Source organism: Sphaerisporangium sp. NPDC051017, from assembly GCF_040683095.1.
Lineage (GTDB): Bacteria > Actinomycetota > Actinomycetes > Streptosporangiales > Streptosporangiaceae > Sphaerisporangium.
In genome coordinates this window covers 1-12614 of sequence record NZ_JBFBCI010000008.1, presented here as the reverse complement: position 1 = coordinate 12614, position 12614 = coordinate 1, and the positions used below count along the sequence as shown (strand labels likewise).

General features: G+C 71.4%; 13 protein-coding genes. 7 read left to right on the top strand and 6 right to left on the bottom strand.

What is annotated here, in order from left to right; translation table 11 throughout:
* Positions 1–201: 201 nt before the first annotated feature.
* Positions 202–1839 (bottom strand): choline dehydrogenase, encoded by a 1638-nt coding sequence (betA, locus tag AB0M95_RS09615; RefSeq protein WP_363761598.1) that lies wholly within the window; start codon positions 1837–1839, stop codon positions 202–204.
* Between the two features lie 153 nt (positions 1840–1992).
* On the opposite strand from betA, the gene AB0M95_RS09610 reads away from it, so the two are divergent.
* Entirely contained in the window at positions 1993–2763 is a 771-nt protein-coding gene (locus tag AB0M95_RS09610; protein ID WP_358527211.1) for an IclR family transcriptional regulator, read from the top strand.
* A gap of 73 nt (positions 2764–2836) precedes the next feature.
* On the opposite strand, the gene AB0M95_RS09605 is transcribed toward AB0M95_RS09610, so the two are convergent.
* Positions 2837–3952 (bottom strand): aromatic ring-hydroxylating dioxygenase subunit alpha, encoded by a 1116-nt coding sequence (locus AB0M95_RS09605; protein WP_363761597.1) that lies wholly within the window; start codon positions 3950–3952, stop codon positions 2837–2839.
* 423 nt (positions 3953–4375) lie between these two features.
* Here AB0M95_RS09605 and AB0M95_RS09600 point away from each other — a divergent pair, with 423 nt between their 5' ends.
* The 3 genes from AB0M95_RS09600 to AB0M95_RS09590 all read left to right on the top strand — a co-directional run bounded on the left by AB0M95_RS09600 (position 4376) and on the right by AB0M95_RS09590 (position 6036).
* Positions 4376–4735: a VanZ family protein gene (locus AB0M95_RS09600; protein ID WP_358527207.1), complete on the top strand. Its 360-nt coding sequence runs from the start codon at positions 4376–4378 to the stop codon at positions 4733–4735.
* Between the two features lie 151 nt (positions 4736–4886).
* The gene (locus AB0M95_RS09595) at positions 4887–5639 is read left to right on the top strand and encodes a GntR family transcriptional regulator (RefSeq protein ID WP_358527205.1); all 753 of its coding nucleotides are present in this window, start codon (positions 4887–4889) and stop codon (positions 5637–5639) included.
* Between the two features lie 124 nt (positions 5640–5763).
* Positions 5764–6036, top strand: a complete 273-nt coding sequence (locus AB0M95_RS09590; protein WP_363761596.1) for a hypothetical protein — start codon at positions 5764–5766, stop codon at positions 6034–6036.
* A 139-nt stretch (positions 6037–6175) separates the two neighbouring features.
* Here AB0M95_RS09590 and AB0M95_RS09585 read toward each other — a convergent pair whose 3' ends face one another.
* A complete protein-coding gene (locus AB0M95_RS09585; protein ID WP_363761594.1) occupies positions 6176–7624 on the bottom strand; it encodes a hypothetical protein in 1449 nt (482 codons plus the stop codon).
* Between the two features lie 185 nt (positions 7625–7809).
* On the opposite strand from AB0M95_RS09585, the gene AB0M95_RS09580 reads away from it, so the two are divergent.
* The 3 genes from AB0M95_RS09580 to AB0M95_RS09570 all read left to right on the top strand — a co-directional run bounded on the left by AB0M95_RS09580 (position 7810) and on the right by AB0M95_RS09570 (position 9759).
* Positions 7810–7944, top strand: a complete 135-nt coding sequence (locus AB0M95_RS09580; protein WP_363761592.1) for a hypothetical protein — start codon at positions 7810–7812, stop codon at positions 7942–7944.
* Between the two features lie 70 nt (positions 7945–8014).
* Positions 8015–9367, top strand: a complete 1353-nt coding sequence (locus AB0M95_RS09575) for a hypothetical protein (protein WP_363761590.1) — start codon at positions 8015–8017, stop codon at positions 9365–9367.
* 203 nt (positions 9368–9570) lie between these two features.
* Positions 9571–9759, top strand: a complete 189-nt coding sequence (locus AB0M95_RS09570) for a hypothetical protein (protein ID WP_363761909.1) — start codon at positions 9571–9573, stop codon at positions 9757–9759.
* A 125-nt stretch (positions 9760–9884) separates the two neighbouring features.
* Here the strand turns inward: AB0M95_RS09570 and AB0M95_RS09565 are convergent, their stop codons facing one another.
* From AB0M95_RS09565 to AB0M95_RS09555, 3 genes are all read right to left on the bottom strand, one after another.
* Entirely contained in the window at positions 9885–10166 is a 282-nt protein-coding gene (locus tag AB0M95_RS09565; protein ID WP_358527195.1) for a metal-sensitive transcriptional regulator, read from the bottom strand.
* A gap of 93 nt (positions 10167–10259) precedes the next feature.
* A complete protein-coding gene (locus AB0M95_RS09560; protein WP_363761588.1) occupies positions 10260–11363 on the bottom strand; it encodes a glycosyltransferase in 1104 nt (367 codons plus the stop codon).
* Complete coding sequence (locus AB0M95_RS09555; RefSeq protein WP_363761586.1) at positions 11360–12265, bottom strand: hypothetical protein; 906 nt, start codon at positions 12263–12265, stop codon at positions 11360–11362. The genes AB0M95_RS09560 and AB0M95_RS09555 overlap by 4 nt, the downstream gene beginning before the upstream one ends.
* Positions 12266–12614: the final 349 nt, after the last annotated feature.

Sequence of the window (12614 nt, the reverse complement as noted above, 5' to 3'; positions counted from 1 at the left end):
GTCGCGCCACCGGGACATGGACCTGCCAGGACCATTCCAAACCGCATCTCGGGTTGCATAATGCGCACCGGAATGCTTAATGAGGAACAGAATCAACCTTCACGCCTGCCCCGTCAAGGCTTGCCGGGTTTCCCTTCCCGACCGAAACGCGCACGACGACACCACCCCATTCGTGAGACCCGCCGACCCGCGCCCCCACCTCTAGTCGGTGCCGACGGGCGAGCGGCGGTAGAACTCCGTGTGGTCCGGGGGCAGGGGCGTGTTGCCGAGGACGAGGTCGGCGGACTTCTCGGCGAGCATCATCACCGGGGCGTAGATGTTGCCGTTGGTGATGTAGCGCATGGCGGAGGCGTCCACCACGCGCAGCCCGTCCAGGCCGTGGACGCGCATCGTCGCCGGGTCCAGCACGTCGTGGTCGCCGACGCCCATGCGGGCGGTGCAGGACGGGTGCAGGGCGGTCTCGCCGTCGCGGGCCACCCAGTCGAGCACCTCCTGGTCGGTCCGGACGGACGGCCCGGGGCTCAGCTCGCCCGCGTTGAAGTCCTCCATGGCCGGCTGGTTCAGGATGGCGCGGGCGACGCGGACCGCCTCCACCCACTCACGCCGGTCCTGCTCGGTGGACAGGTAGTTGAAGCGCAGCGCGGGCTTGACCCGCGGGTCGGCGCCCTTGATCTTCACCGAGCCGCGCGCGTCGGAGTACATCGGGCCGATGTGCACCTGGTAGCCGTGCCCTCCGGCGGGCGCCGAGCCGTCGTAGCGCACGGCGAGGGGCAGGAAGTGGAACATCAGGTTCGGGTAGGCGACGTCGTCGTTGCTGCGCGCGAAGCCGCCGGCCTCGAAGTGGTTGGTCGCCCCGGGTCCGGACCGCAGGAACAGCCACCGCGCGCCGATGTCCAGGCGCCGGCGCCACTTCATCGCGGGCTGCATCGACACCGGCCGCCTGCACCCGTACTGGACGTACACCTCCAGGTGGTCCTGCAGGTTCTCCCCCACCCCGGGAAGGTCGTGGACGGGCGCGACGCCGGCGGCCTCCAGCTCGGCGGCGTTCCCGACCCCGGAGAGCTGGAGGAGCTGCGGGGTGTTGATCGACCCGCCGCAGAGGATCACCTCGCCGGCCCGTACGGTGCGGCCGTCGTACTGGACGCCGACCGCCCGCTTCCCCTCGAACAGGATCTTCGTCACGTACGCCCGCGTCCTGACCTCCAGGTTCGGGCGGCCCTTCACCGGGTGCAGGTACGCGCGGGCGGCGGACAGGCGGCGGCCCCGGCGGATGTTCCGGTCGAACGCCGCGAACCCCTCCTGACGGAAGCCGTTCACGTCGTCGGTCAGCGGGTACCCGGCTTGCTGGACGGCCTGGAAGAACGCGTCGAACAGCGGGCCGGACGACGGGCCGCGTTCGAGCACCAGCGGCCCGTCGTGGCCGCGGAACGGGGTACCCGGGTCGGCCGTGCAGTTCTCCATCTTCCGGAAGTACGGCAGGCAGTGGGCGAAGTCCCAGGTCTCCATGCCGGGGTCGGCGGCCCAGCGCTCGTAGTCCAGCGGGTTACCGCGCTGGAAGATCATCCCGTTGATGCTGCTGGACCCGCCGAGCACCTTGCCGCGGGCGTGGTAGATGCGCCGGCCGTTCATGTGCGGCTCGGGCTCGGACTCGTACTTCCAGTCGTAGAACCGGCTGCCGATCGGGAACATCAGCGCGGCGGGCATGTGGATGAAGACGTCCCAGGGGAAGTCCGTGCGGCCTGCCTCCAGGACCAGCACCCGGACGGAGGGGTCGGCGGACAGTCGGTTGGCCAGAACGCAGCCGGCCGATCCACCACCGACGATGACGAAGTCGTACATTCTTGCCCTCGTCTCGCTGTCGTCGCGCTCGCGCGGACGGAGATCGACGTTCGCTTTGTAGCGATTGACGCACAAGGTTGCGGTAGACGCAACCATTAGGTAACGAATACCCAAATGGACGCGGCCATCGCCGACCGCCTACAGTCCGGGGCTATGGGCAACGATTCGTCGGCCGGCGTTCAGTCGGTCGACCGGGCGATCAGCGTGCTGGAGATCCTCTCCCAGCGTGGGGAGGCCGGCGTCAGCGAGATCGCGGCCGAGATCGGCGTCCACAAGTCCACGGCCTTCCGGCTGCTCGGCGCGCTGGAGGCGAGAAGCCTCGTCGAGCAGGCCGAGGACCGCGGGAAATACCGGCTGAGCTTCGGCGTGATCCGCCTCGCGGGCGGCGTCTCCGCCCGCCTCGACCTCACCCAGCAGGGCCGTCCCGTCTGCCGCCGCCTCGCCGAGGAGGTCGGCGAGACCGTCAACATCGCCGTCGTCCGGTCCCACTACGCGGTGAACCTCGACCAGGTGCGCGGCTCGTCCGCCGTCACCGCGCACAACTGGGTGGGCCAGCTCACTCCCCTGCACGCCACCTCCAGCGGCAAGGTGCTGCTCGCCCACCTCGACGACGCGCACCGCGACCAACTACTGGCCGCCGCCGGCCTTCCCCGGTTCACGCCCGCGACCCTCACCACCGCCGCCGAGCTCCTGCCGCAGCTCGACGAGGCCCGCGCGCGGGGGTACGCCGTGACGCTGGAGGAGTACGAGATCGGCCTGAACGCGATGGCCGCGCCGGTGCGGGCCTACGACGGGGAGGTCGTGGCGGCCGTGAGCGCCTCGGGACCGGCGTACCGCTTCACCGAGGCGCGCATGCACGAGCTGGTGCCCGTCCTCATGGCCGGGGCGGCCGACATCAGCCACCGCCTGGGCTACGCGGGCTGAACCCGGCGGCGATGCCGCGGCGGCCCGCCGAAGCCAGGCAACGGGCGATTCCGGGACGGACCGCCGGCGCCGGTCAGCGGGCGATGCCGAGGCGGCCCGCGACCCACTCGTGGAAGTCGGCGATGTGGTGCTCGCTCGGCACCAGCACGCCCCCGGCCGCGTACGCGCGCGAGCCCATCGCGGGCTGGCAGCGCTCGCACGCCTCGAAGTCCTGCACGTTGACCCGGTGGAACAGCTCGACGGACGGGCCGAGGTCGCTGCCGCCGTCCACGACCTCGGGCAGGAACAGCCAGTCGCACTCCACGATCGTGCGGCCGGCGGCCAGCGGGAACATGCGGTGCACGATCGCGTGGTCGGGGACGAGGTTGACGAAGACCTGCGGCCTGATGGTGATCGCGTAGTACCGCCGGTCCTGGTCGTCGCTGACGCCCGGAATGCGGTTCACGCCCGGCGAGCCGTCGATCGTGAACCCTTCGATCTCGTCGCCGAAGGCCGCGCCGTGGCCGACGTAGTACTGCGCGGCGTACCCCTCGGCGAACTCGGGGAGCACCGCGGTCAGCTCGGGGTGGATCGTCGCGCAGTGGTAGCACTCCATGAAATTCTCGACGATCAGCTTCCAGTTGGCCTTGACGTCGTAGACGATCCTGCGGCCGACCTTGAGGTTCTCGATGCCGTAGTTCTCGATGGAGGCGAGGTCGCCGAGCCGGGTGGTCACGGCGCCGAGGACGTCCCGCTCGAAGGGCGGCGGGTCGGCGGCGAGGCAGACCCAGACGTAGCCGATCCACTCGCGGACGTGCACGGTGACCAGGCCGTACTCGGTGCGGTCGATGTCGGGCATCTTGCCCAGGTTCGGGGCGGCGATCAGCGTGCCGTCGAGGTCGTACGTCCAGGCGTGGTACATGCACGTGAAGGCCCGGCGCACCCGGCCGGACTCCTCGGTGCACAGGCGGGCGCCGCGGTGCCGGCAGACGTTGAGGAACGCGCGCACCGAGCCGTCCCGGGCGCGGCTGATGATCACGCTCTCGCGCCCGACCTGCGCGGTGCGGAAGGCTCCCGGACCGTCGAGGTCGGCGGCCCTGGCCACGCAGAACCACATCGACTCGAAGATCCGCTCCTGTTCGAGGGCGAAGACGGACTCGTCGGTGTAGAGGCCGCCCGCCAGGGTGGCGATCAGGCTGGAGGTCACCACGACTACCCCTCGGGTTCTGAATGGCGAAACGCATCGCGCTATGCGCAACAGACTGCGTCCCAGGTGAGCCGCCTGTCAATACGCGCGCGAGCCGCCCTCACGGGCACAGGGTGTAGTCGTCATGAAGTGGCGCCGGCGAGAGACGAAGGCTTTCCCCGGGGGCAGGGTTGTATTACTCGGCCCGGTCCGGCACCGGGGGGCATTTCTTCGCGGGGCCGGTGGCTATCCGGAAAGATGTCCCTCATGCGCCTCGAATGGCACCTCTGGGGATATGTCGTTATAGCTACAGTTCTATCCCTCCCCGCGGCCGTGCTCGCGGCACACTTACTGGCCACCTGGCGCTCCAATCGGAGCCATCCGCATCCATTCCGTACGGCGTACGCCGATGTGTTCGCCGTCGCCGGGACCATCCCGTGGATCTGGATGATCTTGACGCCGGGATCCGCCTCCGGCGTCACGCTGCTGCCCCTCAGCGATCTCGCCGAGCTCGCGACGGCCCCACCGGGGACGGTATTGGCGCAGGTGGGAGGCAACCTTCTCGTCTTCGCGGCCCTCGGCGCGCTACTGCCCGTACGGTCGGCGCGCTTCGCCGGGACGTGGCGCGTGGCCCTTCTCGCGGCCCTTCTGTCGATCACCGTCGAGGTGTTGCAGTATGGATTGCACCTCGGCCGGGTGTCGTCCGTGGACGATGTTCTGCTCAATTCGGCGGGCGCCGCGCTCGCGAGCCTGGCCACCCGGCGGTGGCACGCGCGACCCTTGACGGCCGGGACCGGTCCACAATAGCGACCCCAGAATACCCCGGAGATCACCACACAGACACGATTGGCACAAAAGAAGCACGGGACCAACCTCCGTATCTGTGCGATCGTGGACAAGGCGGGGCAAGTTCTCTGAAGACGCGGACGGCGTTGGTGACTGAGGGTGATAGAGAGTGATGGCATCTTCCCCGGTACCACATGAACCCCCGATCTATCGCCGGATCGCCGATCGTCTGCGCCAGGCGATCCTCGCGGGCGAATTCCGGGATGGGGATCGGCTGCCGGGCGAGAACGCCCTCATGTCGGAGTACGGAATCGCCAGGGCGACGGCGCGGCAGGCACTGGCGGTTCTCATCAACGAAGGGGTGGCCGTGCCCAAGCGCGGGTCTGGTGTGTACGTACGCCATTTCCGGCCGATCCGGCGCCACGGCTCGCGCCGCCTCTCGCGCGAGCAGTGGGGCACGGGGAAGGCGATCTGGGACTCGGACGTGACCGGCCGCCCGTTCACGGTGGACGACATCGTCATCGCGCGTGAGACGGCCGCCGAGGACGTCGGCCGCGTGCTCGGCTGCGAGGAGGTGTGGGTGCGGCGGCGGCGCTACTCCGTGGACGGACGGCCCGTGCAACTCGCCGCCTCGCACTTCCCGGCCGACCTGGTGGAGGGGACGCCGATCACGGTGCCGGACACCGGCCCCGGCGGCGTCTACGCGCGCCTCGGCGACCTCGGCCACGCGCCCGTGCACTTCACCGAGGAGGTGCGCGCCCGCATGCCGTCCCCCGACGAGGCCGCCATGCTGCGGCTTCCCGCCGGGACGCCCGTGATCGAGGTGTGCCGGTCGGCCTTCGCGGCGGGGGGCACGGCGGTCGAGCTCAACAAGATGATCATTGACGCCGCCTCGTACGTACTTCAGTACGACTTCGACGCATGAGTCAAGAGTCACGTCAAGCGTTAGGTTGACCTGTCCCCACCGAACATTGATTTCTCTAGAGATGTCCCTCACCGTGAGGGTGAAAGGTACAAACCTGGCGCACCTCGCGGGAAGGATGGACGGGATGTCGTTCGACCGGCACCTCGCCGAAATCGCCCGGGAGTTCCCCGACTGGACCATCTGGAGGAGCGACGCCGGGCGTTGGTGGGCCACCCGGCACCGCCTGCTCACCGAAGAGGAACGGGACGCGGGCGGTGCCATGACCGTCGACGCCGACGATTCCAAGGGCCTGCGCGAACGGCTGCTGGAACAGCGGGAACCGCTGCCTCCGGCCGAAGGCCCGAACGAACCGCCGGAGTGGCGGGAACCGCCGCCCCCGGCCGATCCCGAGACCTGACGCCCGCGACGCCGGCGGCAGGAAGCGCGGAAACCTCCGACCCAATCGGGGGCGGAGGTTTCCGCGTCCGGCGAGCACCGGCGCGCGGGTTACTGTCGGCGTGCGGGCTACGGGCTGTGCGGGCTTCGGGCGGTGCGGGCTACTGACGGCGCGCCGAGAGGCCGTCCTCGCCGGAGCGGTTCCCGGACGCCGGCACGTGGACGTCGGTGGCCTCGAAGAAGCCGCGGACGTGCCCCTGCGCCGGAGCCTCGTGGTCGTTGGCCCCGTGCGCGTCGTTCGCCCCCTGCCGCCGGGCGTCGCCGGCGACCTCGACGGTGTCGTCGGGACGGATCGGCCGGCCCGCGAGACCCTGCCCGGCCCCGTCGTGCCGCTCGAACTCGACGTACTGCTCGTGGTCGTCGGAGGCGTCGTGCGCGGCGGCGGCACTCACGGGAAGCACCGTACCCTCGCGGTCCTCGCCGTCCTCGTCGCGGCCCTCCGGGCGCGCGCCGCCCTCCAGGCCGGTCGCCGGCCCGCCCACCGCCGCGCCGGGCCCGAAGGCCGCGTTCCGCTCGGCGTCGCGGTCGGCCTCCGCGCGCCGCCCGTCGTCCGTACCGTCCGCGTCGTCCACGCCATGCGCGGCGTCGCCGTCCGCGCCGCCGAGCACGACCCGCACCGAGTCCTGCCGCATTGAGTCCTGCCGCATTGAGTCTTGCTCGCCGGCCACCGCGGCGTCCCGCGGCTCGTCCACGTGGGTGAAGACGGGACGCGGCGGCAGCACCGCGGCCTCGTCGATCAGCGGGCCCGCGGCGTTCTCCCGCTGGAGCAGGTCGGTCAGCACCGAGCCCATCTCGTTGAGGCGGCGCATGACCTCGGTGTGGGTGTCGGTGAGGAACGTCACCCGGCGGCCGGTGTGGTCGTCCAGCGACGTGGCGCGCTGCTGGGCGGAGGACAGCGTCTCGGCGGCCTCGGCCCGCGCGGACTTGAGCGTCGCCTCGGCCTCGGCGGATGCGGCCTCGCGCGTGGACTCGGCCTGCGCGTCGGCCTCGGTGACCAGGCGCTCGGCCTCCAGCTGGGCGGCCTTCACCGTGCGGTCGGCCTCGGCGCGGGCGTTGCGCAGCGTCTCCTCCGACTCGGCGCGGGCCGTGCCCAGCGTCTCCTCTGCGTCCGAGCCGGCCTGGGCGAGCAGGCGCTCGGCGGCGGCGGTCGCCTCGTGGACGCGGCGCTCGGCCTCGGCCTGGGCGGACGAGAGGATCTGCTCGGACTCGGCGTTGGCCTCCTCGCGCGTCTTGGCCGCGTCGGCGTCCGCGGCCTCGCGCTTGGACTTGGCCTCCTCCTCGGCGAGCTTCAGTATCGCGCTCAGCCGCTGGCCCAGCTCGTCGTAGTCCTGGGGGGCTTCGGCCAGGCGGCGGCGGGCCTCCGCCAGCTCGATACGGCCCTGCTCGGCCTGGTCGATCGCCCGCGCCAGCCGTTCCTCCAGGTCACGGATCTGATTGCGCGTTCGGACCATGTGGTCGTGGACCTGGCGGCGGCTGTATCCGCGCATCACGACCTCGAAGCCGAGGTCCTCGTGCATCATGTCGGGAAAGCTTTCATGCTGGTTCGTCATGGCTGAGCCCTGGGGGTCTGGATTCGAGTGGGGGTCGTGCATCGGGTGGCGACACGTCAGGACACGACTTTCCTGCCATCTGCCGGAGTCCGCAACCCGAACGCATGGCCTCATGCGGTCTTATAGCGCCTACCACCCTGTAAGGCGGGGAAACCGGTACATGGCCGCATGAGATCCTCGGTCACATGAGTGAGCCCCTGCTGCCCGCCCCGTACGTCGCGGCGCTGGACGCCGGCGCGCCGTCCATCCACCCCGAGGCGGACAACTACATCGCCAAGGCCGCCCGCCACCGCGCCGCCATGCCCCTGCCGGGCGCCTGACCCCTCGGAGCCCTCGCCGGGGGCCGGCGGGGACGCGCTGCCGGGACCGGTGATATGCGTCACCAGTAGCATGGCCGCCGTGCAGTGGGACCCCTTCGCGGCGATCGAGCGGGATGTCCGCGCCATGGTCGCGGACCCGCGGTGGGCGGACGTCCCCGCGCCCACTCAGGGCCAGGCGATGGCCGCCCGCCTGCTGCGCACCGAGGACGGCGCGTGCTGGCTGTTCGGCGCGCACGCCCGCTGGTACCGCCACGACGCCTCGGACGGCTCGTGGCACCTGTCCGCGCCCCCGGCCGACCCGGGCGTGCGGGCCGCCGCGCGCGCTCCCCAGCCGCCCCCGCCGATCCCGGACGAACTGCTGCCTGACCCGTCCGACATGTCCTACGACCGGGGCTCCACCCAGGCGTTCGTGGGGCCGGACGTGACCCGCGAGACCACCGAGCGGACGCGCGAGCTGCTGGTGGAGGCGTGCCGGCCGAAGGAGGACGTCCCGCCGGTGTCGGGGCCGCTGCGCGAGACGTTCTACGCGGACGTCACGGCGGCGGTCGCGGCGATCTGGGGCACGATCATGTGGTGCGCCTACGCCCCGGCGTTCGACGGCAACGAGATCCTGCTGTCGATGTTCGGCGAGTTCCTGGCGCGCCCGCTGCCCGGGGACGACTGGGTGCGGTGGCTGCCGCCGACGCCGCTGGAGGCGCTGACCGGCCTGTACGCCGAGCGGTTGGACCACGGGGCCCAGGGGCAGGGGCTGCGCCTGGCCGGGCTGATGGCCGGGACGGCCCGCGTCCTGGCCCCCGACCCGCGTTTCTCTCCCCGCGCGGGGGCCCTGCTGGCGATGGTGGAGCCGTTGCTGGCGCGTCCGTGGCTGGACCACCGGGCCCGGGGCGCGCGGGCGCTCAGGGACGCCTGGCTGGCGCGCTGCCCGCGCCCCCTGAGGGCCGCCGTGCTGGCCGAGACCTCGCCGGAGGACCACTTCCGGCATCGCCTGTACGACCTGGTGGAGGCGCTGTCGTTCGTCGCGTCCCATGGGGCCGATCCGCGGGCGGTCGCGGCGTCGCTGCTGGCCGCGGACGTCCACGAGGTGGCGCCCGGGGAGGCGGCGCGGCTGTACCCGTTGCTGGACCCGGAGCTGCGGCGGACGTACTACGCGGTGCTGGCCGACGCGGGCCATCCCCTGCGGGGTTGCTGGCCCCGGGACGGCGAGCCGCCGGACGCCCTGCGCCCGCCCGACCGGGCCTCGGCGGCGGCGCTGCTGGGGGCGGGGTACGCGACGGGGCTGGCGTGGTGCGCGCTCACCGGGACGGCGCCGCCCGCGCGCGGGTTCCCCTCGTCCGCGGCGACGGTGAGCTGCCTGATCGGCGAGCGCGACGACCCGCTGCCGGACGCCTCAGACACCTCAGATGAATGGATACACCACAGCTGACCGGCCCGCCGTGACCTAAACGTTAAATTAGGCCATTTCATACTTACCTCGCGTATATCATTCCCGGTCCCCCTATCTGGGGATTTGGCCGAATTGTGATCTACGATCCTGGAAATGGTTCCACGGGTACACGGGCGGCCAAGGCGAATGGTCCCGATGGGCCATGTCGCCGAAAGCCACCCGGCCGTAACCTCGAAGAGGGTGTGGGCTGCGAAAGGAAGGACGACGCGGTGGGGCACGACAACCTGGACTTGAGAGTCCATGACCGTGTCGCGTTGGACGAGATCGCGCTCTACGCGGAGGTGCTCAGCGCCGTCGCCGTCAGCGAACGACAGCTCACGTTGGATGAGCTCGACAACGCGCTCGGATTGCGTACTTCGGTGAGTCACTGAAGAAGGTCGCAGAACTGGTCCCGGACTCCTCGGGGGTTCGGGACGGTTTTGTGAAAAGGCCTCTTACCTCCGGCTTACCCCCCGGCGTGACTAGTCCGAGCGGGCCGTGAAACGGCCGGACACGACTACGAGCGCACTAGCCTCGCGATCGCCGCCGAGGCCTCCTTGACCTTCGCCTCCGCCTCGGGACCGCCGTTGTTGATCGCGTCCGCGACGCAGTGACCGATGTGGTCCTCCAGGAGCCCCAGCGCCACGGCCTGCAGGGCGCGCGTGGCCGCCGACACCTGCGTGAGGACGTCGATGCAGTAGGAGTCTTCCTCGACCATGCGCTGAAGGCCGCGGATCTGCCCCTCGATCCGACGAAGCCTGGTCAGATAAGCCTGCTTGTCTCCGCTGTACCCATGCATAGCGTCTACAATACCGGTTCGGGGTATACCATAGCGGCGCGCGCGTCCCGCACCCGGGGTCGGCCCAGCGCCCCCGCGCCCCTCAGCGCCGCCTCAGCGCGCCCCGGCCGCCTTCGCGCCGCGCCCGCGCAGATCCTCGGCCAGTTCCTCCCAGCGCGCGGCGACGACCGGCGCGGCGTACCGGGCCGCCGACTTACGCGCCCCCGCCGACAGCACCATGCGCCGGCGCTCGTCGTCGATCAGGCCCAGCATCGCGCACGCGAACGCCTCGACCTCGTCCCCGCCCCTCGGCACCAGCACGCTGTCATGGCCAGGAGTGACGAACTCCCCCGCGCCGCGCGCCCCCTCGAACCCGACCACGGGGACACCGCAGCCGAGCGCCTCGATCACCGTCATGCCCGGGCTCTCGGCCAGCGAGGTGACCGCGACCAGCGACGCCTTGGCGAACTCGCCCGGCAGGTCGGGCGTCGTGCCCATGAAGTACACGTTGTTGTGCAGGTTCAGGCTGCCGACCAGCGCGCGCAGCCGCTTCTCCTCCGGCCCGCCGCCGTATAACCGCAGCCGCCAGTCAGGGCGCTTGTCCGCCACGATCGCGAAGGCGCGGACGAGCTGGTCGAACGCCTTGCCCGCCAGCCACCGGCCGCCCGCCGACACGATGCGGTTGTCCATGCGCGAGCGCGGCCAGGGGCCCTGCGTCAGCGCGTCCGGCACGACCTCCAGCCTCGGGCCGCCGGAGCCCTGGAAGAGGCGGTCGAAGTCGTCCCTGGCCGTCTCGGTCGAGGTGACCACGGCGTCCAGCTTGGGGTAGAAGCGGCGCACCGGGTCCGGGACCGGCGGCCGGCTCCACTCGCGCGCGACGCGCAGGGTCTCGCGCGGGACGTGCCGGGCCGCCTGGACGCTGAGGCTCGCGCGGGTCGTGACGAGCAGGTCGGCGCGCATCCCCCGCAGGGCGCGCCACAGGGCCATCTCGATGCGCATCTGCCCGCCGGGCAGGATGTGCCGGACGCCGGGCCGCGCGTCGATCAGAAAGCGCACCGACAGCCGGCGGTCCACCGGGAAGAACGGGTTCTCGCGGACCCGCCTGACGCTGATGATCCCGACCTCGTGCCGGGACGCCAGCGCCGCCGCCAGGTTGAGCACGGCCCGCGTGTCGCCGCGCATGCCGTACACCGAGGGCACGAGAAAGCAGATCTTCATCCGCCCACCTCGAGGCGCAGTTCGTCGTCGGAGGTGTAGCACGGGCGGACCGGCACCCCGTCCACCCGGGTGTCGGGGTACTGGACCCGGCGCCCCTTGCCGTCCACGTCGTCGATATGGGCGCCGAGCGGCAACGGCACGTCCAGGCCGTCGACCTCCAGCGACGGCTCCCACAGCCCCTCGTACTCCGGCGTCGCGGCGAGCACGTCCACCAGCGACAGGGCGGCGTGGAAGCGCACGCCCTTGACGGTCGCGGTGGCCGTCACCGCGGTCTCGGGCCCCGCCGAGCGGCGCAGGGCCAGGCGGGCGGTGTGGTGGGAGTCGTCGTCGTCGAAGCCGGTGTAGGCCAGCAGTCCGGTGACCTCGAACCGGCCCTCGCGGAACCACACCGCCCGGACGTCGGCCACCGGCTCGACCTCGGAGATCTTGATGGCGAGGTGGCCGCCCCGCGTACGGTAGGCGCGATAGGCGAAGGTGCGCCGGCTGAGCGCGTAGGCGTCGAGCCGGTCGAGCGAGAAACCGGGGTCCACGCACTGGACCCGCGTACGCCTGACCCGCCGCCCGGACCGTTCCCACGAGGGACGACGCGGGGCCGCCTCGCCGTCCGGGGGCTTCCCGTCGTCGCCCGGATCGCCCGGATCATCCTGGCGCGGATCGGGCTCGTCATGTTCGAGGTAGGCGTCCCAGCGGCCCGCCGACAGGCCGAGCGGCGCGAGCGACACCGCGACCGACGCCTCGCGCACCTCGGCGCCGGACGTGCCGAGCACCACCCGGGCCTCGGTGCCGGCGCCTCTCTGCCGCAGGACCAGCCGGGTTCCGTCGGCCAGCGGCTCGGCGATGGCGAGCCGGAGCGAGAGGACATCGGCCATCGTCACCTCGGCATCGGTAACGACAACGCGCACCGCGCCCCCTCCCCGTCGATTGAGCCGCGCGTCGTTGAGGTTACCGTGATTTCTCCGTTATGTGGAGAAAGGTTTTCGGGTTCTGACTTTCGCAGGTGGGTTTGGGACGGAGCCGGGGCCCGGCCGGCGCGGATTTTCCACCGCGACGGCCGGTTCCGGCCCGGCTCTGACGCCCCGCCGGACGGACCGCTCAGGCGCCGACCGGCTCGCCCATCTGCCCGTGCTGGTCCCGCTCGCCCTTCACCGAGGTGATCAGGAGCTGGGCGACGTCCACGACCTCCAGCGTCTCCTTGGCCTGGCCGTTGTTCTTCTTCTCGTTGATCGCGTCTCCCAGCATGACCAGGCAGAA

Bases quoted from the DNA above. Each gene is read 5' to 3' on its own strand.
- AB0M95_RS09580 (WP_363761592.1), top strand. From the start codon at position 7,810: ATGAGTGAGCCCCTGCTGCCCGCCCCGTACGTCGCGGCGCTGGACGCC.
- AB0M95_RS09600 (WP_358527207.1), top strand. From the start codon at position 4,376: ATGATCTTGACGCCGGGATCCGCCTCCGGCGTCACGCTGCTGCCCCTC.
- AB0M95_RS09565 (WP_358527195.1), bottom strand. From the start codon at position 10,166: ATGCATGGGTACAGCGGAGACAAGCAGGCTTATCTGACCAGGCTTCGT.
- AB0M95_RS09595 (WP_358527205.1), top strand. From the start codon at position 4,887: ATGGCATCTTCCCCGGTACCACATGAACCCCCGATCTATCGCCGGATC.
- AB0M95_RS09610 (WP_358527211.1), top strand. From the start codon at position 1,993: ATGGGCAACGATTCGTCGGCCGGCGTTCAGTCGGTCGACCGGGCGATC.
- betA (WP_363761598.1), bottom strand. From the start codon at position 1,839: ATGTACGACTTCGTCATCGTCGGTGGTGGATCGGCCGGCTGCGTTCTG.
- AB0M95_RS09590 (WP_363761596.1), top strand. From the start codon at position 5,764: ATGTCGTTCGACCGGCACCTCGCCGAAATCGCCCGGGAGTTCCCCGAC.
- AB0M95_RS09560 (WP_363761588.1), bottom strand. From the start codon at position 11,363: ATGAAGATCTGCTTTCTCGTGCCCTCGGTGTACGGCATGCGCGGCGAC.
- AB0M95_RS09575 (WP_363761590.1), top strand. From the start codon at position 8,015: ATGGCCGCCGTGCAGTGGGACCCCTTCGCGGCGATCGAGCGGGATGTC.
- AB0M95_RS09585 (WP_363761594.1), bottom strand. From the start codon at position 7,624: ATGACGAACCAGCATGAAAGCTTTCCCGACATGATGCACGAGGACCTC.